Annotated in this window: 16 protein-coding genes; 10 read left to right on the plus strand and 6 right to left on the minus strand. The window is 67.7% G+C overall.

Translation table 11 applies throughout. The features are described 5' to 3' along the window. Positions 1-18: 18 nt before the first annotated feature. Both NU688_RS02760 and NU688_RS02765 read right to left on the minus strand, forming a co-directional pair. Positions 19-2790: a circularly permuted type 2 ATP-grasp protein gene (locus NU688_RS02760; protein ID WP_257859014.1), complete on the minus strand. Its 2772-nt coding sequence runs from the start codon at positions 2788-2790 to the stop codon at positions 19-21. Between the two features lie 63 nt (positions 2791-2853). After that, on the minus strand, positions 2854-6378 hold the full coding sequence (locus NU688_RS02765; protein WP_257859015.1) for a DUF2126 domain-containing protein: 3525 nt from the start codon (positions 6376-6378) through the stop codon (positions 2854-2856). 141 nt (positions 6379-6519) lie between these two features. Here NU688_RS02765 and NU688_RS02770 point away from each other — a divergent pair, with 141 nt between their 5' ends. The 4 genes from NU688_RS02770 to NU688_RS02785 all read left to right on the plus strand — a co-directional run bounded on the left by NU688_RS02770 (position 6520) and on the right by NU688_RS02785 (position 12619). Next, the gene (locus NU688_RS02770) at positions 6520-8955 is read left to right on the plus strand and encodes a DNA internalization-related competence protein ComEC/Rec2 (RefSeq protein WP_257860491.1); all 2436 of its coding nucleotides are present in this window, start codon (positions 6520-6522) and stop codon (positions 8953-8955) included. 198 nt (positions 8956-9153) lie between these two features. Continuing rightward, positions 9154-9981, plus strand: a complete 828-nt coding sequence (locus tag NU688_RS02775; protein WP_257859016.1) for an oxepin-CoA hydrolase, alternative type — start codon at positions 9154-9156, stop codon at positions 9979-9981. 165 nt (positions 9982-10146) lie between these two features. Beyond that, a complete protein-coding gene (locus NU688_RS02780; RefSeq protein WP_257859017.1) occupies positions 10147-11649 on the plus strand; it encodes a circularly permuted type 2 ATP-grasp protein in 1503 nt (500 codons plus the stop codon). Positions 11650-11662: 13 nt separating this feature from the next. After that, the gene (locus NU688_RS02785) at positions 11663-12619 is read left to right on the plus strand and encodes an alpha-E domain-containing protein (RefSeq protein WP_093434013.1); all 957 of its coding nucleotides are present in this window, start codon (positions 11663-11665) and stop codon (positions 12617-12619) included. A 28-nt stretch (positions 12620-12647) separates the two neighbouring features. Here the strand turns inward: NU688_RS02785 and NU688_RS02790 are convergent, their stop codons facing one another. Together NU688_RS02790 and NU688_RS02795 are read right to left on the minus strand one after the other, a co-directional pair. Then, positions 12648-13805, minus strand: coding sequence for a hypothetical protein (locus NU688_RS02790; protein WP_257859018.1), 1158 nt, complete (start codon positions 13803-13805; stop codon positions 12648-12650). A 69-nt stretch (positions 13806-13874) separates the two neighbouring features. After that, positions 13875-15551 (minus strand): phosphoethanolamine transferase, encoded by a 1677-nt coding sequence (locus NU688_RS02795; protein ID WP_257859019.1) that lies wholly within the window; start codon positions 15549-15551, stop codon positions 13875-13877. A 208-nt stretch (positions 15552-15759) separates the two neighbouring features. Here NU688_RS02795 and NU688_RS02800 point away from each other — a divergent pair, with 208 nt between their 5' ends. Next, complete coding sequence (locus tag NU688_RS02800) at positions 15760-16224, plus strand: SH3 domain-containing protein (RefSeq protein ID WP_257859020.1); 465 nt, start codon at positions 15760-15762, stop codon at positions 16222-16224. Between the two features lie 13 nt (positions 16225-16237). Here the strand turns inward: NU688_RS02800 and glpK are convergent, their stop codons facing one another. After that, positions 16238-17731 (minus strand): glycerol kinase GlpK, encoded by a 1494-nt coding sequence (gene glpK / locus NU688_RS02805; protein ID WP_257859021.1) that lies wholly within the window; start codon positions 17729-17731, stop codon positions 16238-16240. A 161-nt stretch (positions 17732-17892) separates the two neighbouring features. Continuing rightward, the gene (locus tag NU688_RS02810; protein ID WP_257859022.1) at positions 17893-18663 is read right to left on the minus strand and encodes a DeoR/GlpR family DNA-binding transcription regulator; all 771 of its coding nucleotides are present in this window, start codon (positions 18661-18663) and stop codon (positions 17893-17895) included. Between the two features lie 122 nt (positions 18664-18785). Between NU688_RS02810 and glpD the strand changes: the two genes are divergently transcribed. From glpD to NU688_RS02835, 5 genes are read left to right on the plus strand one after another with little or no spacing between them, the layout of a single operon-like run. After that, the gene (gene glpD, locus NU688_RS02815; protein WP_257859024.1) at positions 18786-20456 is read left to right on the plus strand and encodes a glycerol-3-phosphate dehydrogenase; all 1671 of its coding nucleotides are present in this window, start codon (positions 18786-18788) and stop codon (positions 20454-20456) included. Beyond that, positions 20456-21529 (plus strand): ABC transporter ATP-binding protein, encoded by a 1074-nt coding sequence (locus NU688_RS02820; protein ID WP_257859025.1) that lies wholly within the window; start codon positions 20456-20458, stop codon positions 21527-21529. Before glpD ends, NU688_RS02820 begins: the two co-directional genes overlap by 1 nt. 1 nt (position 21530) lies before the next feature. Further along, positions 21531-22601, plus strand: a complete 1071-nt coding sequence (locus tag NU688_RS02825) for an ABC transporter ATP-binding protein (RefSeq protein ID WP_257859026.1) — start codon at positions 21531-21533, stop codon at positions 22599-22601. Continuing rightward, entirely contained in the window at positions 22598-23488 is an 891-nt protein-coding gene (locus tag NU688_RS02830) for a carbohydrate ABC transporter permease (protein ID WP_257859027.1), read from the plus strand. The genes NU688_RS02825 and NU688_RS02830 overlap by 4 nt, the downstream gene beginning before the upstream one ends. Further along, complete coding sequence (locus NU688_RS02835; protein WP_019656045.1) at positions 23485-24297, plus strand: carbohydrate ABC transporter permease; 813 nt, start codon at positions 23485-23487, stop codon at positions 24295-24297. Before NU688_RS02830 ends, NU688_RS02835 begins: the two co-directional genes overlap by 4 nt. Positions 24298-24379: the final 82 nt, after the last annotated feature.

Below are 24379 nucleotides of genomic sequence, written 5' to 3' on the forward strand. Positions count from 1 at the left end.
ATATCGTTGTGGAATCGATCAGGCTCCGACGGAGCGCAGCGATTCGGATGTGAGCGTGAAGTAGCGCGTGCCGATGGCGTCCGACACATGGTAGGCGGCCGTCTCGCAGTTGGCGAGCAGGTGAACCAGCGCGGGGTAGTTCGCATCGGCCCCGCCGGCGCACAGGTGCTCGAGCGTCCAGGTGGCCGGGTCGGGCAGCTCGTACGACAGCGCGGTGAGCTTGCCGGGCGCGCTGCCCGCGAGCCGCGCGATGCGCCCGCGCAGGGTCTGCGTGACCCAGGCCAGCGAGCGCGGGTTCTCCGCGTCGAGCACCAGGAGGTCGACCAGCGTGGCGACGTCGCGCCGCTGCTGGTAGCGCGCGTGGAAGGTGATGGTGCTGTCGAACAGCGCCACCATCGCCTCGAAGCCGCTGACCTCGTGCACCGCGCCGTTGTCGAAGCCGACTTCGAGCGCGTTCGACAAAAAGCCCAGCCGCTCGATGTGCCGGCCGATGGACAGCAGGCGCCAGGCGTCGTCGCGCGTCATGCGGTCGGTCTGCGCGCCGGTCATGGCGGCCAGCGCGGTGCTGGCGGATTCGAGCGCGCGCAGCGCGGCGCTGGCCGCGAAGCTGCCTTCGCCGGCCTGCTCCGCGGCACGGCGCAGGAAGTCGGCCTCGGCGCGCACGATCTGGTTCCAGTTGTCCTGCGAGAGTCGCTCGCGCACCGCGGCTGCGGTCTGCCGGATGCAGCGCAGGCTATAGCCAACGCTGCCGCCCCCGTCGACGTCGCCGAGTTCGGCCACCAGGGCACGCTCGAACACCCGGCGCGACTGCGGCGCGCTCGGCGCCTCGGCCGGCACCAGCGCGTTGCGCACGGCCATGCGGTGCAGCCATTCGAGCAGCGGGCGCGACGACTGGTCTTCGCCGCCCAAGAGGTTGAGCGTGAGGCGTGCCAGGCGCACCGCGTTCTCGGCGCGCTCGGTGTAGCGGCCGAGCCAGAACATGTTCTCCGCGGCGCGGCTGGTGACCGGCGCGCGGTGCCGCGCGAGCGAGGCCGGCGTGGCGTGCGGCTGCAGCAGCGTGGTCCGATCGACCTCGCCGTGCGTCTGCACCCACACGTCGGCACTGCTGCCGCCGCGCTGCATCGAGGCGATCTGCGCGTCGGCGCCCGCGAGTCGGGCGAGGCCGCCGGGCAGCACGCGCCAAGACTGCGCGCCGTCGCTCACCGCGAACACGCGCAGCAGCGCCGCGCGCGGTGCGATGTGGCCGGGGCCCAGGTCGCTCGCCCAGGTGGGGATCTGCGACAGCGGCAGGTAGCTCTGCACCGTGTGGGCGTCGCCCTCGCGCACGATGCGGCCGGCCCACTCGTCGAGTTCGCGCCGCCGCAACTGGCTGCCGAGCACCGCATCGAAGCTCGTGCGGCCGTCGATGCCGGGGTAGGTGGGTTTGATGAAGCAATCGCCCAGCTGTGGCAGCACCGCCTCGAGCGCGGCGCGCTCGCCGCACCACCAGGTCGGCAGGGCGGGCAGTTTGAGCTTCTCGCCGATCAGCCGGCGCGCCAGGCCCGGCAGGAAGCCGAGCAGCGCGGGCGATTCGAGGAAGGCCGAGCCCGGCATGTTGGCCACCAGCACGTTGCCGGCGCGAATCGCCTGCAGGAGTCCGGGCACGCCGAGCGTGGAATCGGGGCGCAGCTCCAGCGGGTCGAGGAACTGGTCGTCCAGCCGCTTGATGAGGCCGTGCACCGGGCGCAGGCCCTGCAGCGTCTTGAGGTAGAGCCGCTGGTCGCGCACCGTGAGGTCGCTGCCCTCGACCAGCGTCACGCCCAGGTAGCGCGCGAGGTAGGCGTGCTCGAAGTAGGTTTCGTTGTACGGGCCGGGCGTGAGCAGCGCGATGTGGGGCGGCACGCCGGCCGGGCACATGCGCTGCAGGCCGTCCATCATGGCGCTGTAGGTGGCGGCCAGGCGCTGCACGTGCAGCGCCTCGAAGGCCTGCGGGAACTGCCGCGTGATGGCCAGCCGGTTCTCCAGCAGGTAGCCCAGGCCCGAGGGCGCCTGGGTGCGCTGCGACACCACCCACCAGTTGCCGTCAGGGCCGCGCGCGAGGTCGAAGGCCGCGATGTGCAGCCAGGTGTCGCCCGGTGGCTTCACGCCGTGCAGTGCGCGCAGGTAGCCCGGATGGCCGCGTACCAGTGCCGGCGGGATGAGCCCTTCGCTCAGCAACTGCTGCGGGCCGTAGACGTCGGCCATCACCCGGTCGAGCACGCGCACGCGCTGCAGCACACCGGCCTCGATCTGGCTCCAGCTCTCGGGCGAGACGATCAAGGGGAACAGGTCGAGCGACCAGGGCCGCTGCGGGCCGTTGGTGGCATCGGCGTAGACGTTGTAGGTGACGCCGTTGTCGCGGATCTGCCGCTCCAGGCTGACCGCGCGGCGCGGCAGGTCGTTGAAGCCGCCCGGGCCGAGCTGGTCGAAGAAGGCGTTCCAGGCGGGGGTGAGCGGTGGGGTTTCGCCGGGCGCCGCTGCCGGTTGCTGCGCTTGCGACTGCGACTGCGACTGGCTCTGGGACTGCGATGCAGAAGATTGGGATTGCGATTGCGTGGCCGCCGGGCGTTCCGCTGTCGCGTCGTACAGCAGCGGGGCACTTGCCGCCGGGGCCGTACTCGGCGGAGCGGGCCGCGCAGGCGCCGCCGGCGTGGCCCCGCCACGCAATTCATCGAAGTGGCCGGGCAGCGCGGCCGGTGCGAGCGCCGACGCCAGGGCCGCTGGAAACTCCAGGGCCTGGGCGTCGAACAGGGATTCGTTCAAAGGTTCCACAGGTGGGGGATTGTCACACCGCCGTCACGGGGGCTCCGCTCGGGCACTGTGCGAAATGTCCCCTTACCGGCGCAAGTCCAGCGTGAACGGGAATTCGCGGCTGCCCGGAAGCTCGATGGTGGCCGGCGGCGTGCGCATGAGGCCGGGCGTGTGGCCCATGCGCGTGAAGCGCGAATGGCGGCGGCTCTCGGCCTCGTAGGCATTGACCGGGAAGCTGTCGTAGTTGCGTCCGCCCGGGTGGGCCACGAAGTACTGGCAGCCGCCCAGCGAGCGCTTCATCCAGGTGTCGACGAGGTCGAAGGTCAGCGGCGCATGGGCACCGATGCTCGGGTGCAGGGCCGAAGGCGGGTTCCACGCCTTGTAGCGCACACCCGCGACGAATTCGCCGGTGACGCCGGTAGGTTGCAGCGGCAGCACCTTGCCGTTGACGGTGATGACGTGGCGGCTCTCGTTCAGGCCCGTCACGCGCACCTCGATGCGCTCGAGCGACGAATCGACATAGCGCACCGTGCCGCCCGCCGAGCCTTCCTCGCCCATCACGTGCCAGGGTTCGAGCGCGTTGCGCAGCGACAGCTCCACGCCCATCGCCTGCATCTGGCCCACGAGCGGGAAGCGGAATTCGAAGTGCGGCGCGAACCAGTCCGGGTCGAAGGCGAAGCCGGCCTGGCGCATTTCGCTGATGACGTCGTCGAAGTCCATCTTCACGAAGGTCGGCAGCAGGAAGCGGTCGTGCAGCTCGGTACCCCAGCGCGTGACGGGGGCCTTGTAGGGCTCGTCCCAGAAGCGGGCGACCAACGCGCGGATCAGCAACTGCTGCGCGATGCTCATGCGCGCATGCGGCGGCATCTCGAAGGCGCGCAGCTCCAGCAGGCCGAGGCGGCCGGTGCTCGAGTCGGGCGAATACAGCTTGTCGATGCAGAACTCGCTGCGGTGCGTGTTGCCCGACACGTCGATCAGGATGTTGCGCAGCGTGCGGTCGACCAGCCATGCAGGCATGTTCTGGCCGTAGATCTCGCGGTTCTTCGCGATTTCCTGCAGGGCGATTTCGAGCTCGTAGACCTGGTCGTTGCGCGCCTCGTCCACGCGCGGCGCCTGGCTGGTCGGGCCGATGAACATGCCCGAGAACAGGTAGCTCAGCGACGGATGGTTGTGCCAATACAGCAAGAGGCTCGCGAGCAGCTCGGGCCGGCGCAGGAACGGGCTGTCCGCCGGCGTGGCGCCGCCCATCACGAAGTGGTTGCCGCCGCCGGTGCCGGTGTGACGGCCGTCGGTCATGAACTTCTCGGCCGAGAGGCGCGTTTCGAACGCGGCGTTGTAGAGGAACTCGGTGTGCGCGACCAGTTCCTTCCAGTTGTGGGCCGGGTGGATGTTGACTTCGATCACGCCCGGGTCGGGCGTCACGGCCAGCATCTTCAGGCGCGGATCGCGTGGCGGCGGATAGCCTTCCATCACGATGCGCATGCCGAGATCGCGCGCGGTGGCTTCGACGGCCGCGACGAGGTCAAGGTAGTCCTCCAGGCGCGCGAGCGGCGGCATGAAGACGTAGAGCACACCCGAGGCGCTGCCCTTCTTCTCGGCCGAGGGGCCATTGGCACGGCGCGGGTCGCGCACTTCGACGCACAGCGCGGTGCGCGTGACCCAGTGGGCCGATTCGCCGCGCAGGGGCAGGCGGGTGGCGGGCGTGGCGGAGGCATCGGCGGCAAGTGCGGCGGCCGATGCGGCTGCATCGCCACTCGCCGCATCGCCGGGGCTTTGCATGCGAAGCGACGCGGGCACCACCGGCGGCGCGCCGAAGGTGTAGGGCACGTCGCCGAGGGCTCCTGCACCGGTTGCACCGGCTGCACCCGTGATGTAGCGCGCACGGTAGTCGGCCGCGCTCGGCAACGCGCCGCGCGGGGCGGTCGGGTCGCGCTCGATCAGGTAGGGGTAGTCGCCCTTGCTGGCCCATGGCTGCGAGTCGAGCGGCAGGCGGTAGCCCATGGGCGAATCGCCGGGGATCAGGAACAGGCGGTCGTCGCGCAGGAACCAGGGGCCGGTCTTCCAGCCGGGGCCGGCGAGCGCGGGCGCATCGCCATCTGCGTTGCCGGGCTCGATGGGCAGCATGTAGCCGATCACCGCGTCCAGCTTCTGCGTGAACACGCGGCGCAGGCGCACGCGTTCGAGTTCGTCGTCCAGCTTCGATTCGAAGGGGTCGACGTTCACCGGCAGGCGGCGTTCGCGCCAGAGGTAGTAGTAGGTGTCTTCGTAGCCGGGCTGGATGTAGCGCTCGCTCAGGCCGAGGTTCTGCGCCAGCGTGTTGGTGAAGCGGTGCGCGTCCTCGCTGGTGTAGTGCGTGGGAAAACGTTCATCGGCAAAAAGCGCGGGGTCATGCCACAGCGTCTGGCCATCGGCGCGCCAGAAGATCGAGAGCGCCCAGCGCGGCAGTTGCTCGCCCGGGTACCACTTGCCCTGGCCGAAATGCAGGAAGCCGCCGTTGCCGTATTCGGCGCGCAGCTTGTGAACGAGTTCGGTGGCGTAGCCGCGCTTCGTGGGGCCGAGTGCGTCGGTGTTCCACTCGGGCGCATCGCGGTCGCTGGTGGCCACGTAGGTGGGCTCACCGCCCATCGTGAGGCGCACGTCGCCGGCCTTCAGGCGCGCATCGACGGCATCGCCGAGAGCGAGCACTTCGGCCCATTGTTCTTCGGTGTAGGGCTTGGTGACGCGCGGCGATTCGTAGATGCGCGTGACCTTCATTTCATGGCCGAACTCGACCTCGGCCTCGTCCACGCCGCCTTCGATAGGCGCGGCGCTCGAAGGCGTGGGCGTGCAGGCAAGCGGAATGTGCCCTTCGCCGGCCATGAGGCCCGAGGTGGCATCGAGGCCGACCCATCCTGCGCCCGGCAGGAACACTTCGCACCAGGCGTGCAGGTCGGTGAAGTCGACCGTGGTGCCGCTCGGGCCGTCGAGCGATTTCACGTCGGGCGTGAGCTGGATCAGGTAGCCCGAGACGAAACGCGCGGCCAGGCCCATGTGGCGCAGCAGCTGCACCAGCAGCCAGCCCGAGTCGCGGCACGAGCCGCTGCCGTTGGTGAGCGTTTCTTCCGGCGTCTGCACGCCGGGCTCCATGCGGATCAGGTAGTTGACGTCCTGCTGGACCTGCTGGTTCAGGCCCACCAGGAAGTCGATGGTGCGCTGTTCCTTGCGGTCGATCTTCTCGAGGTAGGCCTCCACCAGCGGCGTGACCGGGTCGGCCACGAGGTAGGGCGCGAGTTCCTCGGCCTGCGAGGCGGTGTACTTGAACGGAAAGTTCTCGGCCTGCGGCTCCAAGAAGAAGTCGAAGGGGTTGTAGACCGCCATCTCGACCACGAGGTCGACGGTGACCTTGAATTCGCGTGTCTTCTCGGGGAACACCAGCCGTGCCTGGTAGTTCGCGAATGGGTCCTGCATCCAGTTGACGAAGTGCTCGACCGGCTCGACCGTCAGCGAGTACGAGATCACGTTGCTGCGGCAATGCGGCGCAGGCCGCAAGCGCACGACCTGCGGGCCCAACTGCACCAGGCGGTCGTATTTGTAGTGGGTGACGTGGTGGAGTGCGGCGTGAATGGACATGCGTTTTTGTGTGCAGTACTGCGAGATTGCATCGAAAAGATGTCTCTTGTGAGACGCATACTAGCCCAGAAGCCAAGCAATTAACGCGCCATCGAGCGCGGGTTCGGGGAGGGTTTGCATCATGTGTCGTGAGGTTGTGTGCTGACGCCGTCGCGCGCGTCCGGCAGGGGCGGGTCGTGGGCGTTTGCCGCGTTGGGGGGATCGCTGATCGGTGCGGCGTTGCAATTGCATCAGCCGGCGTTGTGGGCGGCTAGCGTCTATGCGACCCTGCTGTTCGCAGGAGCGGCAGGGCTGTGGTGGCGGCGTGCTTTTGGGCTGCTGCTGCTGGTCGTGGCGTTGATGTGCGGTGCGATGGCCGGCGCGGGCCTTGCGGGCTGGCGTGCCGTGGCTTATGCAGACGGCGCGCTCGACGCGGCGCTCGAAGGGCGCGACCTGCAGGTGACCGGCGTGGTGTCGCAGATGCCGCAACGCAGCGAGACTGGAACGCGGTTTCATCTCGATGTCGAATCCGCCCGATGGGCCGACGCGCGCAACGACGCGCCGCCGACCGTGCCCTCGCGCATCGCGCTGGGCTGGTATGGCGAGAACACCGGGCTCTGGGGGCATGCCGTCGAGGGGCGGGCATCTACCTCTGCTGTCGTCGGCGAACTCCATGCCGGCGAGCGATGGCAGCTGACGGTGCGGCTTAGGGCGCCGCATGGCAATCTCAATCCGCATGGCTTCGACAGCGAGCTCTGGCTGTGGGAGCAGGGCGTGCATGCCAATGGCTATGTGCGAACCGGTGCGCGCGATGCCGCGCCGGTATATCTGGAAAACACATGGCGGCACCCTGTCGAGCGCGCGCGGGAGGCGGTGCGCGACGCCGTGTTCGAACGCGTGGCCGACCGCCATCAGGCCGGCGTGATCGCAGCGCTGGTCACCGGTGACCAGGGCGCCATCGACCGGGCCGGCTGGGATGTGTTCAGGGCGACGGGCGTGGCGCACCTGATGTCGATCTCGGGCCTCCACATCACGATGTTTGCCTGGCTCGCGGCGCACGTGGTCGGCGCGCTGTGGCGGCGTAGCACCCGGCTGATGCTGCGGCTGCCCGCGCCGCAGGCGGCATTGATCGGCGGCGTGCTGCTCGCCACGCTCTATGCGCTTTTCAGCGGCTGGGGCGTGCCCGCGCAGCGCACCGTGTGGATGCTCGCCACCATTGCCTTGCTGCGTCTCACCGGCCGGCGCTGGCCGTGGCCGCATGTCTGGCTGCTGACTGCCGCGGTGGTGGTGGCCATCGATCCCTGGGCCTTGATGCAGGCGGGTTTCTGGCTCAGCTTCGTCGCGGTGGGCGTGCTCTTCGCCACCGATTCGACGGAAGCGGGCGAGAGAAGGCCGACCGCCGCCAACCGGTTGTTCCTGTTCTTCCGCGAGCAATGGGTGATCACGCTCGCGCTCACGCCGCTCGGCCTGCTGCTGTTCCAGCAGGTGTCGCTGGTGGGGTTGCTGGCCAATGCCATCGCGATTCCGTGGGTCACCCTCGTGGTCACGCCGCTGGCCATGCTGGGCGCGGTCGTGGCGCCGCTGTGGGACGTCGCGGCCTGGGCCGTGCAGGCGCTCGCCGTCCTGCTGCAATGGTTGGCGGGGCTGCCTTTCGCGACGCTCTCGATGGCCGCGCCGCCATGGTGGATGGCCGCTTGCGGCGTGGCGGGCGGCGCGTTGTTCGCGATGCGCTTGCCCTGGTCGATGCGCGCGCTCGGCTTGCCGCTGCTGCTGCCCGTGCTGTTGTGGCAGATGCCGCGGCCTGCGGCCGGCGAGTTCGAGCTCCTGGCGGCCGACGTCGGGCAAGGCAATGCGGTGCTGGTCCGCACCGCCACGCACAGCCTGCTTTACGACGCGGGGCCGCGCTACAGCCTCGAAAGCGACGCCGGCCATCGCGTGCTCGTGCCGCTGTTGCGCGCCTTCGGCGAACGGCTCGACATGCTGGTGCTGAGCCACCGCGACACCGACCACACCGGCGGCGCGCCCGCGGTGCTCGCGATGCAGCCGCAGGCCGCATTGCTCAGTTCCATCGAAGCCACCCATCCGCTGCAGGCGCTGCGCCCGACGCAGCGTTGCGAAGCAGGCCAGCGCTGGACCTGGGACGGCGTGAGTTTCGAGGTGCTGCATCCCTTCGACGCCGACTACCGCAGCTTTACCAGGCCCAATGCTGTCTCGTGCGTGCTGCGCATCGGCAACGGCCGTGCGACGGCGCTGCTGGCCGGCGACGTCGAGCGGCTGCAAGAGGCCGCGCTGGTCGCGCGAACGGCCGAGGCGCACCTGCGGACCGACGTGCTGCTGGTGCCCCATCACGGCAGCAAGACGTCGTCGAGCGAGGCGCTGCTCGATGCGGTGCGCCCGCGCATCGCGCTGGTTCAAGCGGGGTATCGCAACCGCTTCGGGCACCCCGCCGGGGAGGTGGTCGCGCGCTACACGGAGCGGGGCGTGCGGTTGGTGGAGAGCGCGCGCTGCGGCGCGGCGCACTGGGTCAGCGAGCGGCCGGCCGAGCTGGCCTGCGAGCGCGAGCGCCGCTCCCGTTACTGGCAGCACCGCGTGCCCTGACGCGTGCCGACGCGCCGGTCGGGCAGCACCAGGGAATCCTCCAAAACTGTGAATAAATTGTTAAATGAAAGACCGCTTACTGGTTGTCACATCGCGCATTGAGGCGCCTGATGCGTTGTATCGTCCTGAAACAACACAAGGGGGCGTCATGCACGGCAGAGACAAGCTTCAACGCAGGTTCCTCGGCAGGCGGGCGCCATGACGTCGGCGGCCGTGCCTGCCATCACCAGCACCGGGGCGGTTTCTTCCGTCCCTGCCGCGAAACTCCAGATGCACCGCGAGGGGGCGGTGCTGGTGCTGACCATCAGCAATCCCGCGGCGCGCAACACCGTCAATCCATCGATCTACCGCGCGGCCGCCAAGGCGATACGCGCCGCCTCCCGCTTTCGCACCGTGCGCGCCATCGTGCTGACCGGGGAGGGCGAGCATTTCTGCGTCGGCGGCGACCTGCGGCGGCTCGTGCGGCAGCGCAAGCTCCCGCAGGCCGAGCAGCTCGCGCACTCCGACGCCCTGAACGAATGGGTCATGGCGATGCAGGAGGCGCCCCAGCCCGTCATCGCCGCGGTGGAAGGCACGGCGGCGGGCAGCGGCTTTTCGCTCTGCCTGGCCTGCGACCTGATCGTCGCGGCCGAGGATGCGGAATTCGTGATGTCCAACGTCAACTTCGGCCTGTCTATCGACGGCGGCGGCACCGATTCGCTGGCGCGCTCGCTGCCGCCGCAGGCGGTGATCGAGATACTGCTGGGCGGCGCGGTCCACCACGCCCGCCGGCTCCATGACTGGGGCGTGGTGAACCGTATCGTGCCGCATGGAACCGCCTACGCCGTCGCGCTCGCCTGGGCGCAGAAGCTCGCGCAGGGTCCGTTCGACGTGCAGGCGCGCATCAAGGAGCTGGTCCATTCGGCGCGCGGGCGCAGCCGCCGCGAACAGCTCGACGCCGAGCGCGGCGTGCTCGTCGAGAGCCTCTACAGCGACGAAAGCGGCAAGCGAATCAAGGAATTCCTCGCCGCCCGCAAGAAGCGATAACAGGGGTCCCATTCGGGAAACACCGCGGAACCGGCTCCGCCGGGCCGCAGGTGTTGCCCCCTGCAAGGGGGTTGGCGAAGCGACACGAAGTGCGCGAAGACTGGGGGTGTACCGATCTTTGGCCTCGAACTTGCTAAGCTATGGACCAAGGAGATTGGTCGTTCCATGCACAAATTCGATGAGATGTATGAGCAGTTGCCCTATGCGGGGGCTGCAATCCGACAGCACTACAAGCGCTACGACCAATGGCTTGCGAAGCAACCCGGTGAGGTGATGCGATCGCGGCGTGAAGAGGCGGAAATGATTTTCCGCCGGGTCGGCATCACCTTCGCGGTGTATGGCGCCAAGGACGAAGACGGCTCGGGCACCGAGCGGCTCATTCCGTTCGACCTGTTGCCCCGCATCATTCCCGCCCACGAGTGGGACAGCATGGAAAAGGGGCTGGTGCAGCGGGTCACCGCGCTCAACCGCTTCCTGCACGACGTCTACCACGACCAGGAAATCATCAAGGCCGGCATCATCCCGGCCGAGCAGATCCTGAACAACGCGCAGTTCCGCCCCGAGATGATGGGCGTGAGCGTCCCGCACAACATCTACTCGAACATCGCCGGCATCGACATCGTGCGCGCCCCCGATGCCGACGGCAACGGCGAGTACTACGTGCTCGAAGACAACCTGCGGGTGCCCAGCGGCGTGAGCTACATGCTGGAAAACCGCAAGATGATGATGCGGCTCTTCCCGGAGCTGTTCAACCAGAACCGCATCGCGCCGGTCGCGCACTATCCCGACCTGCTGCTCGAAACGCTGCGCGCGAGCGCGCCGGCCGCCACGGCCGAGCCCACGGTGGTGGTGCTCACGCCCGGCATGTACAACAGCGCCTACTTCGAGCACGCCTTCCTCGCGCAGCAGATGGGCATCGAACTGGTCGAGGGGCAGGACCTCTCCGTCAAGGACGACTTCGTCTACATGCGCACAACGCGCGGGCCGCGGCGCGTCGACGTGATCTACCGCCGCGTCGACGACGACTTCCTCGACCCCGACGTGTTCCGCTCGACCTCCACGCTCGGCACGGCCGGCCTGATGCGCGCCTACCGCGCGGGCAACGTCGTGATCTGCAATGCGGTGGGCACCGGCGTGGCCGACGACAAGTCGATCTACCCCTACGTGCCCAAGATGATCGAGTTCTACCTCGGCGAAAAGCCGATCCTGAAGAACGTGCCGACCTACATGTGCCGCAACAAGGACGAGCTGCAGTACACACTCGACAACATGAAGGACCTGGTCGTCAAGGAAGTGCACGGGGCAGGCGGCTACGGCATGCTGATCGGCCCGGCCGCCACGCAGGCCGAGATCGAGGACTTCAAGAAGGCCGTGATCGCCAAGCCCGATGGCTACATCGCGCAGCCCACGCTGAGCCTGTCGACTTCGCCGACCTTCGTGGATGCCGGCATCGCGCCGCGCCACATCGACCTGCGGCCCTTCGTGCTCTCGGGCAAGGAAGTGCAGATGGTGCCCGGCGGCCTCACGCGCGTGGCGCTGAAAGAAGGTTCGCTGGTGGTCAACTCGTCGCAGGGCGGCGGCACCAAGGACACCTGGATTCTCGAAGCCGACCGCACGCCCAAGCCCAAGGCGCCCGCGTCGCAATCGCAGACGCAAAGCCAATCGTAGTAGGAGCCCCACGATGCTGTCCCGCACCGCCGACCATCTCTACTGGATGTCCCGCTACACCGAGCGCGCCGAGAACACCGCGCGCATGCTCGACGTCAACTACCAGACCTCGCTCCTGCCGCAGTCGGCCGAAGTGGCCAAGTACGGCTGGCAGGGCGTGCTGTCCATCAGCGAACTGCTGCCGCTGTACAACAAGAAGTACGAGCAGATCACGCCCCACGACGTGATGGAGTTCATGGTCAAGGACGAGAGCAATGCCTCGTCGATCGTCTCCTGCCTCAAGGCCGCGCGCGAGAACGCACGCGCCGTGCGCGGCGCGCTCACCACCGAGGCCTGGGAAACGCAGAACACCACCTGGCTCGAAGTCAACCGCATGCTGCGCGCGGGCGATTTCGAACGCGACCCGGGCCAGTTCTTCGAATGGGTCAAGTTCCGCTCGCACCTCTCGCGCGGCGTGACGCTGGGCACGATGCTGCAGGACGAGGCCTTCTACTTCTCGCGCCTGGGCACTTTCCTCGAACGCGCCGACAACACCGCGCGGCTGGTGGACGTGAAGTTCCACGCGCTCAACAGCGAGTTCTTCGGCGCCGCCACCGAGGAAGACCAGGAGTACGACTTCTATCACTGGAGCGCGATCCTGCGCAGCGTCTCGGCCTTCGAGGTCTATCGCAAGGTGTACCGCGACGTGATCAAGCCCGAGCGCGTGGCCGAGTTGCTGATTCTTCGTGCGGACATGCCGCGCTCGCTGCACGCGAGCCTGGCCGAGGTGGTCAACAACCTCGCGAAGGTGCAGAACGAGCAGAGCGCCGAAACGCAGCGCCGCGCCGGCAAGCTGCTGGCCGACCTGCAGTACGCGCGGGTCGACGAGATCCTGGCGACCGGGTTGCATGCGTATCTCACGCAGTTCCTCGACCGCGTGAACGAGCTGGGCGGGCGCATCAGCCAGGACTTCCTGGTTCCCGCGCACTGAGTGCGGGCGGATGGACCGGCGGTTGCCCTCAGCCCGCCGCGTTCATCGCATAGAGGCTCGCGCATCCGTAGTCGGTGCGCACGCCGATCGCATCGTTGCCGATCCAGGCGATGGCGCAGCGCTTGATCACATGATCGACCGCAAAGCGCAGCAGCGATTTCATGGTGGCGAACTCGAACACTTCGATGTGACCGCGATACGCAACGGCCAGGCGCTCGCCTGAAGGGTCGAGCGCGAAATCGCTGTTCGCCAAGTCACCAAGATCGGGCCAGTCCGCGCGCGGCGCGGCGGTTTCCATGTCGAAGCAGTGCAGGGCCCAGCCGCCGTATTGCTCCTTGGCGAGCAGCCAGCGCCCATCGGGCGTGAAGCCCAGCTTGGTGATCATTTCGAAATCGCCTTTCCATGGCGGCCTGGCGGTGCCGCCGGCCACGTCCAGGAACTGCACTTCGCCGGCTTGCACGCAGAAGGCGAGAACGCCTTGCGAGGACAGCGCGCCTTCCATCTGCGGCGTGTGTCCGCCGTGAAGCTGGGGGTGTGCTTCGTGCCTGAGGAGGTCGTTGCTGCCCGCCGAAAGCGACAGGTCGCGCACCACCAGCTCCGGCTGCGCGAACCACGCGGCGCGCGTGCCCGCGACGCTCAGGAAGCTCGCGGGTTCGCGGTTGTTTTTGGCAAGGGTTTCGAAGGTGCGCGTGGCCGGCGACCAGGCCAGTACACCGTGGTCGGCCCGCAAGAGCAAGCGGTCCAGCGCCGGCGCGTACTGGGCGTTCCAGATCAGCGTGTTCTCTGGGGCCTCGAAGGCATCGGTCTCTTGCGCCTGCGCGCTGATGACCACCAGTTGGTCTCTGCCCGCAGCCTGGCGATGCACGTCGGAGACGAGATTGCGGCTGCACAGGAGCTGGCCCTTGAAATCGGCAATCGGCATCGCGCCCGTGTAGCCCTGGCCAAGGTAGCGGTGCATGCGCGGCTCGCCGGCGCGGGCCTCGGGGTTGACGAGCACGAAGCCCTTCTTGAGCCGCGACCATTCCTCTTTCATCGCATGGGCGACGGCGGCCTTGGCATCGCCCTGGGATTTGGTGCTTTCCTTTTCCTTGCCGGGCGCGCCGGCACGAACGATCACGTCGGCGCCTTCGCAGCGCGTGGCCCATGTCTTGCCGGCAGGGTCAAGAAGAACGCGGGTACGGGTCATGAAGGGATGCTCCGGAACGTAGAGGAATCGGATCAGGCACGAGGCCCGTTGGCAGCGTTGCCAGCGCTCTCAGCGCGAGAACGACTCTACCGCCACCGGGATCGTCGGCGCCTGCCAGCGGTAAGTGTCGCTCAGCACATTGCGCTCGGGCATCTGCCCGCTCCATCGAATCCTGAGCAGGTCCATCAGCGCCCACCCCGTCCAGTCCGCGCGAAAGGGCTGCTGCTGCGCGGCGGCGCTCGGCAGCGGCTCCCGGTTGCGCCAGATGACCGTCGGAATGCGGTAGCCCGACGCGGTCGATGGGCTGTGGCCCGCGCGGTCGCTGCCGTGGCCGACCTCCTGGCCGTGGTCCGACAGGTACATCCAGGCGCGGTCCTCGCCCGGCTTGCCCGCGCTGCGCGTCTGCTGCAGCAGCTCCGACACCACGAAGTCGTGGTACAGCAGCGCCGCGTCGTACTCCTGGCGAAAACGGCGCACCCAGGCCGATCGGCCGTCCTTCACCAAGCCGTTCTCGACCGCATCGACGTCGTCGTCGAACGGGTTGGCGTTCTCGGGAAAGCGCAGGCTGTAGTGCGGGTGCGCGCCCATCAGGTGGACCACGATGAGCTTGCGGTCGCTGCTCGTGTCCGCAAAGGCTTCCTGCACGCAGTCGAGGATCTCGCCGTCCAGCGAGGCACTGGCGCGGCCCGGCGTGCGGTTGACCATGTCCACCACGTCTGCGAGACGCGCATGCTGCTGCTCGATGGCGAGGTCGTCGTGGTTGCTGATCCACCAGACCTTGTAGCCGGCGGCGCGCGCCAGCGCCAAGAGGTGCGGCGGGTTCTCGCCGTTCTCGGGGTGGGGCAGGCCGAAGTGAAACATGTTGCGCAACGCGGGCAGGGTGCTCGCATCCACCGACCATGCGTTCTTCAGCACCGCCATCTGCTCGCCGGCCTGCGCCTTGTGCGCCAGCAGGCGCGGCGTGGTCGGGCGGCCGTAGCCGTAGAGGGCCATGTTGTCGCGGTTGATGCTGTCGGTGATGACCAGCACCACCGTCGACGGGCCGGCCTGCAAGGCGACGGGGCCGATGGCCTTCGCCTGCGCCATCAGGCGGTCGCGCACCTTCTCCTGGTCGGCCCAGGCGCCGCGCAGCGTGTGCACCGACTGCGACCAGCCGGCCCAGAAGATCGCGGGATGCAGCCGGCGCCACGGCTTGCTCGCATAGGCCACGCAGACGATCAGCAGGAGAGCGAGCACCAGCGATCGAACCCGGAGCGATGACCTTGCGCGCACGGAAGACGTGCCTGCATCGAAGGCCGCGCCGCGCCGCGCGAACATGCCCACGAGCACGCCGGCCACTGCGAGCGCGCCCGACCAGATGACCGCGGAGCGCCAATGCATCCACAGGTATTCCGAACTCTCGCGTGCGTTGGTGTTGGCCGCGGCGCCGAGCACCATCGCGCCGTCGGGCGCGGCCTGGTAGGTGTCGAGCAGGTAGGCGCGCACCGCGGCGTCGAGCGCGAAGCCCATGGCCCAGAGCCACACGAGCACCGTTCGCACGCTTCGCATCCGCGCGCTGCGGATGGGCCATGCGAGCCACAGCACCATCGGCGCGGCGAGCACCGCGAGCTGGGCGATGCGGTGGCCGTCGTGGCCCAGGGCGATCAGTGCGAGCAGCGTGGCGCCGACCCCGCCGCAGGCGAACAGGGCGCTCTTGCGGGATGCTGCGGTCCGCGGAGCGGGTGCGTCGGAGGGGAGGGAAGTCAAACGGGCAACGCGGCAAGTCGGAGGCGTGCGCATTCTGCGTCGGCGCATGCGTGGCGACGCCCAGTGCCCCGATGGTCGCGGGGGCTATACGGCGAACCTCGGGATATCCCCGCGGAACTTATCGCGCTTCATGGCCCCAGAAGGGCTCGCCCGACAAGGCACGGCCTTGCCCGACACGCTCGATCCCCCAGAAAGGAAACCTCCCTCCATGTTCAGATTCACCCGGCTGCCCGCGCTCCTGCTCGCCTTCGTCCTCTCGTGGATGGCCCTGCCTTCCGCGATGGCCGCACCCCAGAAACAGATGGTCAGCGCCGCGGTCGGCACACTGAACATGCGCACCGGCCCCGGCCAGCGCTACGAGTTCCACTGGACGGTGAGCAAGGGCTATCCGTTCCGCGTCATCGGCCGTAAGGGCGATTGGCTGCGAGTCAGCGACTTCGAGAACGACAAGGCCTGGATCTACCGGCCGATGACCAGCAAGACGCCGCACCATGTGGTGAAGGCGAAGGCGGTCGTGCTGCGCAGGTCACCGAACGCGCGAAGCCCGGTCGTGAAGCGGGCCGCTTACGGCGATGTGTTGCGAACCCTCGAACGCCGCGGCGACTGGGTCAAGGTCACGCACGAAGGCGGCGGCACCGGGTGGGTGGCGCGGCGCCTGGTCTGGGGCTGGTAGCCAGTAGCGAGCCTCAGGTCGCCGTGGCCTGGCGCACCGCGCGCTCCCAGCGCGCCATCGATTCCTCGGCCTGCGCGCGGCCCATGGTCGGCAGGAAGCGGCGCTCCACCTTCCACAGTTTCGAGAGCTGGCGCGCGTCGGCATAGACGCCCGTCGAGAGCCCCGCAAGGTATGCGGCACCGAGCGCGGTGGTCTCGATGACTTCTGGCCGCACCACCGGAATGCCCAGCAGGTCGGCCTGGAACTGCATCAGCAGGTCGTTGACGCTCGCGCCGCCGTCCACGCGCAGCTCGGCCACCGGCTTGCCGCCGGCGGCGACCGCATCGCGGCTCATGGCCTGCAGCAGCGCGGCGCTCTGGTAGGCGATGCTTTCCAGCGCGGCGCGCGCGATGTGCGCGACCGTCGTGCCGCGCGTGAGCCCGGTGATCGTGCCGCGCGCATCGGCATCCCAGTAGGGCGCGCCGAGGCCGGTGAAGGCCGGCACCATCATCACGCCGCCCGCATCGGGCACGCTCTCGGCGAGCGACTGCACCTCGGCGCTGCCCTTGATGGCCTTGAGCCCGTCGCGCAGCCACTGCACCACGGCGCCGCCGACGAAGACGCTGCCTTCCATCGCGTACTGCGGCGTCGTGTCGGCCTGCGCGGCGCTCGTCACGAGCAGGCCGTTGTGCGAGGGCTGGAACGCGCCGCCCGTGTGCATCAGCAGGAAGCAGCCGGTGCCATACGTGTTCTTGGCCATGCCGGCCTCGAAGCAGGCCTGGCCGAAGAGGGCGCTCTGCTGGTCGCCTGCCACGCCGCCGATGGGCAGCGTGTGGCCGAGCAATGCGGCATCGGTGTCGGCGAAGTGCGAGCTCGACGGCTGCACCTTCGGCAGCAGCGCGGCGGGAATCTTCAGCGCGGCGAGCAGGTCGGTGTCCCATTCGTTCGTGTGCACGTTGAAGAGCATCGTGCGCGAGGCGTTGCTCACGTCGGTCACATGCACCTTGCCGCCGGTGAGCTGCCACATGAGCCAGCTGTCGACGGTGCCGAAGGCCAGTTCGCCGCGCTCGGCCTCGGAGCGCGCACCGGGCACGTTGTCGAGCAGCCAGCGCAGCTTGGTGCCGGAGAAGTACGCGTCGATCACCAGGCCGGTCTTCTCGCGGATGGTGTCCGTCATGCCTTCGTCGCGCAGTTGCGCGCACAGGGGCTCGGCGCGGCGGTCCTGCCAGACGATCGCGTGGTGCACCGGCTGGCCGGTCTTGCGGTTCCACAGCACGGTGGTCTCGCGCTGGTTGGTGATGCCGATGGCGTGGATGTCGGCGGGCTTCAGCTTCGCCTTCACGAGCACTTCGCGCGCGGTCGCGAGCTGGCTGCGCCAGATTTCCATCGGGTCGTGCTCGACCCAGCCGGGCTGCGGGTAGATCTGCGTGAGCTCCTTCTGCGCGATGGCAACGATGTGGCCTTCGCGGTCGAAGACGATGCTGCGGGAGCTGGAGGTGCCTTGGTCGAGGGCTAGCAGGTAGGTCATGGGTTACGTGTTCCTGGGGGTCTGGTCTTGCTCCTTCCCCCTCTGGGGGAAGGTTGGGATGGGGGCAGGTCTTCGATGAGGCGCCACGCTTTTGCGGAAGCCGTCGTGCCCCCACCCCAGCCCTCCCCCAGCGGGGGAGGGAGCGATGCGGGCGCGTTCGTTCATGCTTCGCGCGCAATTTCGAGGCGAACCTGCGCGGCATGCAGCAGGTCGGCGAAGGGCGCGGGCGGCGCCGCATCCGTAAAGAGCCGGTCGATCTGCGAGAGCGTGCCCAGCTGGATCATCGCCGGCCGGTTGAACTTGCTCGCATCCGCCGCGAGCCACACCTCGCGCGCCTGCGCAATGATGGTCTGGGCCACCTTCACCTCGCGCAGGTCGAAGTCGCGCAGCGACCCGTCGGCCTCGATGCTCGACACGCCGATCAGCGCGATATCGACCTTGAACTGGCGGATGAAATCGATGGTGGCCTCGCCCACGATGGCGCGGTCGCGCGCGCGCACCGAGCCGCCGGCAACGATCACCTCGCACGAGCTGTTGCCGCTCAGGATGGTCGCGACGTTCAGGTTGTTGGTGATCACGCGCAGGCCCGTGTGGCGCATCAGCGCCTTGGCGATCGCCTCGGTGGTGGTGCCGATGTTCAGGATCAGCGAGCAGTCGTTGGGCACCAGCTCGGCCACGCGCTGCGCGATGCGCGCCTTGCCTTCGGCGTGCAGGGTTTCGCGCTGCTGGTAGCCGATGTTCTCGGTGGTGGAGCTCGGCATGCGCACGCCGCCGTGAAAGCGCGTGAGCAGCCCCTCGTCGGCCAGCCGCTGCACGTCGCGCCGCACGGTCTGCAGGGTCACGCCCAGCATGTCGGCCAGCTGCTCGACGGTGACGGAGCCGCGCGTGCGCACGGTGTCCAGGAGGTTGATCTGGCGCGGGTTGGAATTCACAAAAGCGTCGTGGAGAGCAGGAAGACTGCAGGTGAGGGTACAGGGCGCGTCACTTTAAAGCGAACCAAAACGAACCCGACTAAGGGAAAACTCGGAGGAAAATCGCGCCAAAAGGAATCCAAATGAAAAAACCCGAAAATACAATGGCGCCCTCCAGTGACCAAAGTCACGATTCAACGGGCCCCATTCCTGTGAGCGATTTCTCCTCCAATTCGCAGCTGACGGCAACCGATTGCGACGTGCTCATCGTCGGCGGCGGCATCAACGGCTGCGGCATTGCGCGCGACCTCGCCGGCCGCGGCTGGCGCGTCGTGCTGTGCGAGAAGGACGACCTTGCCTCGCACACGTCTTCTTCCTCCACCAAGCTGATCCACGGCGGCCTGCGCTACCTGGAGTACTACGAGTTCTCGCTGGTGCGCAAGGCGCTGCAGGAGCGCGAGGTGCTGCTCAAGAGCGCGCCGCACATCATGTGGCCGCTGCGCTTTGTGATGCCGCACGACCCCTCGATGCGGCCGGCCTGGATGATCCGCATCGGCCTGTTCATGTACGACCACCTCGCCAAACGCGAAGTGCTGCCGGGCTCGCGCAGCGTTGATCTCCGCAAGCACGCGGCCGGCAAGCCGCTGAAGGACCAGTACAAGCGCGGCTTCGTCTACTCCGACGGCTGGGTCGATGATGCGCGCCTCGTGGTGCTGAATGCGCTCGATGCCCAGGCACGCGGCGCCGAGGTGCTCACCCGCACCCGTTGCACCCATGCGCGGCGCGATGCCGACGGCTGGACCGCCACGCTCGAAGGTCCGCAGGGCACACGCACCGTGCGCGCCCGCGCTGTCGTGAATGCCGCCGGGCCGTGGGCCGAATCCTTTTTGCGCGGCGTGGCGCAATCCGCCAAGGGCGAATCGCTGGCCACCAAGAGCCTGCGCCTCGTGAAGGGCAGCCACATCATCGTGCCGCGCCTGTTCGAGCACGACCACGCGTACATCTTCCAGAACCCCGACAAGCGGATCATCTTCGCGATCCCCTACCAGGACGAGTTCACGCTGATCGGCACCACCGACATCGAGCTGAACGGCGACGACCCCGGCGCCGCGCGCATCGCGCAGGAAGAGATCGACTATCTCTGCACCCAGGCCAGCCGCTATTTCGAGAAGCCCATCGTGCCCGCCGACGTGGTGTGGACCTACTCGGGCGTGCGCCCCCTGCTGGACGACGCCTCGGGCGACCCCTCGGCCGTCACGCGCGACTACATGCTGGAGTCCAACACCACCGCCGCGCCGCTCCTGTCGGTGTGGGGCGGCAAGATCACCACCTTCCGCAAGCTCGCCGAAGACGCGGCCGACGAGGTCGGCAAGATGCTGGGCCAGTCGAATGCGCAGCGCCCCGCGTGGACCGACGGCGCGTTCCTTGCCGGCGGCGACCTGTCGGCGTGGATCGGTGTTGCGAAGCGGCCCGACGACGACTTCGAACGCTTCGTGTCGGCCGTACAGGCCAAGTACCCCTGGCTCTACGGCAAGCTCACGCGCCGCCTCGCGCGCGCCTACGGCGCCCGGGTGTCGGAGCTGCTTGGCGATGCGAAGTCGCTCGCCGACCTGGGCGCCATCGTGGCGCCCGACCTGCACGAGCGCGAACTGCGCTTTTTGCAAACCCATGAATGGGCCGTGAGCGCGGAGGACGTGCTCTGGCGCCGCTCCAAGCTCGGCCTGCACTACACGCTGGCCGAGCGCGAACAGGTCGCGGCCTGGCTGCAGGCCAACGCGAAGAACAACGACAAAGTGGAAGTGGAGGTGAGCTGATGCAGCTGACTCTGGAGCGCGTCACCAAGAAGGTCGGCGCGCAGACATGGCTCTATGAACAGAGCATCGCCCCCAAGAGCGGCGCGGTGACCGTGCTGCTGGGCGCCACGCAGGCCGGCAAGACCAGCCTGATGCGCCTGATGGCGGGGCTGGACACGCCCACCACGGGCAAGGTGCTCGTCGACGGCAAGGACGTGACCGGCATGCCGGTGCGCGAGCGCAACGTCGCGATGGTCTACCAGCAATTCATCAACTACCCGTCGCTCAAGGTGCGCGACAACATCGCCTCGCCGCTCAAGCTGCGCGGCGAGAAGAACATCGATGCGCGCGTGAAGGCGCTGGCCGACAAGCTGCACATCGGCATGTTCCTCGATCGCCTGCCGGCCGAGCTTTCGGGCGGGCAACAGCAGCGCGTGGCGCTGGCGCGTGCGCTCGCCAAGAACGCACCGCTGATGCTGCTCGACGAGCCACTCGTGAACCTGGACTACAAGCTGCGCGAGGGCCTGCGCGAAGAGCTCACGCAGCTCTTTGCCACCGGCGATTCGACTGTGATCTACGCCACCACCGAACCCGGCGAGGCGCTGCTGCTCGGCGGCTACACCGCGGTGATGGATGCGGGCGAATTGCTGCAATACGGCCCGACCGCCGAGGTGTTCCATGCGCCGCAGTCGCTGCGCGTGGCGCGCGCCTTCAGCGATCCGCCGATGAACCTGCTGGCCGGCACTGCAACCACCGGCCAGGTGCAACTCGCGGGCGGCCCGGCACTGGCGCTGGCGTTGCCCGAAAACGTTTCAGGCGCGGTCACCATCGGCCTGCGCGCGAGCGCATTGAACGTGGATGCGGGCGAGGGCGACATCGCCTTGCCCGGCAAGGTGGAACTGGCCGAGATATCGGGCTCCGACACCTTCGTGCACGTGGAAACGCCGGTGGGCGAACTGGTGGCGCAGCTCACCGGTGTGCACCGCTTCGAGCTGGGCGCTTCGATCACGCTGTACTTCAGCGCTCGCCAAGCCTATGTGTTCGATGCCAGCGAAAAGCTGGCGCTGGCGCCTGCATGGCGCAAAGGAAACTGAGATGGCACGCATCGATCTCGACCTGGCCCACGCCTATCGCGCCAACCCCACGCAGGACAGCGACTATGCGCTGCTGCCGCTGAAGATGAGCTTCCGCGACGGCGGCGCGTACGCCTTGCTCGGCCCTTCGGGCTGCGGCAAGACAACCATGCTCAACATCATCTCGGGCCTGCTTGTGCCTTCGCAGGGCACGGTGACCTTCGACGGCCGCGACATGACGCGTGCCACGCCGCAGGAGCGCAACATCGCGCAGGTGTTCCAGTTCCCGGTGATCTACGACACGATGACCGTGGCCGAGAACCTCGCGTTTCCGCTGCGCAACCGCAAGGTGCCCGAAGACCAGATCAAGAAGCGCGTCGGCGAAATCGCCGAGATGCTGGACATGAGCGGCCAGCTCAATCAGCGCGCGGCGGGTCTTGCGGCCGATGCCAAGCAGAAGATTTCTCTGGGCCGCGGCCTCGTGCGGAGCGACGTGTCGGCCGTGCTCTTCGACGAACCCCTCACGGTGATCGATCCGCACCTGAAGTGGCAGCTGCGCCGCAAGTTGAAGCAGATCCATCGCGAGTTGAAGCTCACGCTGATCTATGTGACGCATGACCAGGTCGAGGCGCTCACCTTCGCCGAAGAGGTGGTGGTGATGACGCGCGGCAAGGCCGTGCAGGTGGGCAGCGCGGAGGCGCTGTTCGAGCGGCCGGCCCATACCTTCGTTGGCCACTTCATCGGCTCGCCGGGCATGAACTTCCTCTCGGCAAAGAGCATGAACGGCGCGCTCGAAGTGGCGGGCACGCCGCTGGTGCCGACGCGCGAGCTGCCGCAGGGGCCGATCAAGATCGGCATCCGCCCCGAGTACCTGCGCCTGTCGAATGCCGGTGCCGCAGGTGCCGTGCCGGCGGTGGTGAAACAGGTGCAGGACGTCGGCACGCACGCGATGCTGAGCGCCGAAGTCGACGGCATCGTGATCAAGGTGCGGCTGCACTCCGACGAGCAGCCGCCCGCAGTGGGAGACACGGTGTGGCTGCGGGTGCTCGATGCCCACACCTGCTATTACAAAGACGAGGAACTGGTCGCATGAACGCTACCAACAAACCGATCAACCAGAAGGCCTGGTGGCTCGTGCTGCCGGTGCTGATCTGCGTGGCCTTCTCGGCCATCGTGCCGCTGATGACGGTGGTCAACTACTCGGTGCAGGACATCATCTCGCCCGAGCGCCGCGTGTTCGTGGGCACCGAATGGTTCGCCTCGGTGATGCGCGACGACGAGCTGCACCAGGCGCTGTGGCGCCAGCTGGGCTTCTCGCTGTCGGTGCTGCTGGTGGAGATTCCGCTGGGCATCGGCCTCGCGCTGTCGATGCCGGCCAAGGGCTGGAAGTCGTCGGCGGTGCTGGTGGTGGTGGCGCTGTCGCTGCTGATTCCATGGAACGTGGTGGGCACCATCTGGCAGATCTACGGCCGTGCCGACATCGGCCTCCTGGGCCACGCGCTGCAGACCATGGGCATCGAATACAACTACACCGGCAGCGCGACCCACGCCTGGCTCACGGTGCTGGTGATGGACGTGTGGCACTGGACGCCGCTGGTGGCGCTGCTCTGCTATGCGGGGCTGCGCTCGATTCCCGACGCCTACTACCAGGCTGCGCGCATCGATGGCGCAAGCAAGTTCGCGGTGTTCCGCTACATCCAGCTGCCCAAGATGCGCGGCGTGCTGATGATTGCGGTGCTGCTGCGCTTCATGGACAGCTTCATGATCTACACCGAGCCCTTCGTGCTGACGGGTGGCGGGCCGGGCAATGCGACGACCTTCCTGAGCCAGTACCTCACGCAGAAGGCGGTGGGGCAGTTCGACCTCGGGCCAGCGGCTGCGTTCTCTCTCATTTATTTCCTGATCATTCTGTTGTTCTGCTTCGTGCTCTACAACTGGATGCAGCGGGTCGGTACGCAGGAAGTCGAGGTCGAAAAATGAACGAGAAAAGATTCCATAAGCGCAGCATCTTTTTGGTGCTGTATATCCTGTTCGCGCTGTTGCCCATCTACTGGATGATCAACATGAGCTTCAAGACAAACGAGGAGATTCTTTCGAGCTTCTCGTTCTTCCCGCAGCAGCTCACCTGGGCGAACTACGCGCGCATCTTCACCGACGAGTCGTGGTACTCGGGCTATATCAACAGCCTGATCTACGTCGCGATCAACACGGTGATCTCGCTCACCGTGGCGCTGCCGGCGGCCTATGCGTTCTCGCGCTATTCGTTCCTCGGCGACAAGCACGTGTTCTTCTGGCTGCTGACGAACCGCATGACGCCGCCCGCGGTGTTTTTGCTGCCGTTCTTCCAGCTCTACAGCACGGTCGGGTTGATGGACACGCATCTGGGCGTGGCGCTCGCGCACCTGCTGTTCAACGTGCCGTTGGCGGTGTGGATTCTGGAAGGCTTCATGAGCGGCATTCCACGCGAGATCGACGAGACGGCGTACATCGACGGCTATTCGTTCCCGCGCTTCTTCCTCACCATCTTCCTGCCGCTCATCAAGGCGGGCGTGGGCGTGGCGGCGTTCTTCTGCTTCATGTTCAGCTGGGTCGAGCTGCTGCTGGCGCGCACGCTCACGAGCGTGAATGCCAAGCCCATCGTCGCGACGATGACGCGCACGGTGAGCGCTTCAGGCATGGACTGGGCGACGCTCGCGGCAGCGGGCGTGCTCACCATCGTGCCGGGCGCGATCGTGATCTGGTTCGTGCGTCACTACATCGCGAAGGGTTTCGCGATGGGGCGGGTTTGAGGTATTGCTCCCTCTCCCCTTGGGGAGAGGGCTGGGGTGAGGGCTTCGGCGGTAGAACATCTGTGGCGATGGATACGCCGAC

Source organism: Variovorax sp. ZS18.2.2 (genome assembly GCF_024701975.1).
Taxonomy (GTDB): Bacteria; Pseudomonadota; Gammaproteobacteria; order Burkholderiales; family Burkholderiaceae_C; genus Variovorax.

Excerpts from the sequence above, each read along its gene's own strand:
- NU688_RS02775 (WP_257859016.1), top strand. The coding sequence starts at position 9,154 with ATGACGTCGGCGGCCGTGCCTGCCATCACCAGCACCGGGGCGGTTTCT.
- NU688_RS02820 (WP_257859025.1), top strand. The coding sequence starts at position 20,456 with ATGCAGCTGACTCTGGAGCGCGTCACCAAGAAGGTCGGCGCGCAGACA.
- NU688_RS02785 (WP_093434013.1), top strand. The coding sequence starts at position 11,663 with ATGCTGTCCCGCACCGCCGACCATCTCTACTGGATGTCCCGCTACACC.
- NU688_RS02830 (WP_257859027.1), top strand. The coding sequence starts at position 22,598 with ATGAACGCTACCAACAAACCGATCAACCAGAAGGCCTGGTGGCTCGTG.
- NU688_RS02825 (WP_257859026.1), top strand. The coding sequence starts at position 21,531 with ATGGCACGCATCGATCTCGACCTGGCCCACGCCTATCGCGCCAACCCC.
- glpD (WP_257859024.1), top strand. The coding sequence starts at position 18,786 with ATGAAAAAACCCGAAAATACAATGGCGCCCTCCAGTGACCAAAGTCAC.
- NU688_RS02765 (WP_257859015.1), bottom strand. The coding sequence starts at position 6,378 with ATGTCCATTCACGCCGCACTCCACCACGTCACCCACTACAAATACGAC.
- NU688_RS02800 (WP_257859020.1), top strand. The coding sequence starts at position 15,760 with ATGTTCAGATTCACCCGGCTGCCCGCGCTCCTGCTCGCCTTCGTCCTC.
- glpK (WP_257859021.1), bottom strand. The coding sequence starts at position 17,731 with ATGACCTACCTGCTAGCCCTCGACCAAGGCACCTCCAGCTCCCGCAGC.
- NU688_RS02835 (WP_019656045.1), top strand. The coding sequence starts at position 23,485 with ATGAACGAGAAAAGATTCCATAAGCGCAGCATCTTTTTGGTGCTGTAT.
- NU688_RS02790 (WP_257859018.1), bottom strand. The coding sequence starts at position 13,805 with ATGACCCGTACCCGCGTTCTTCTTGACCCTGCCGGCAAGACATGGGCC.
- NU688_RS02780 (WP_257859017.1), top strand. The coding sequence starts at position 10,147 with ATGCACAAATTCGATGAGATGTATGAGCAGTTGCCCTATGCGGGGGCT.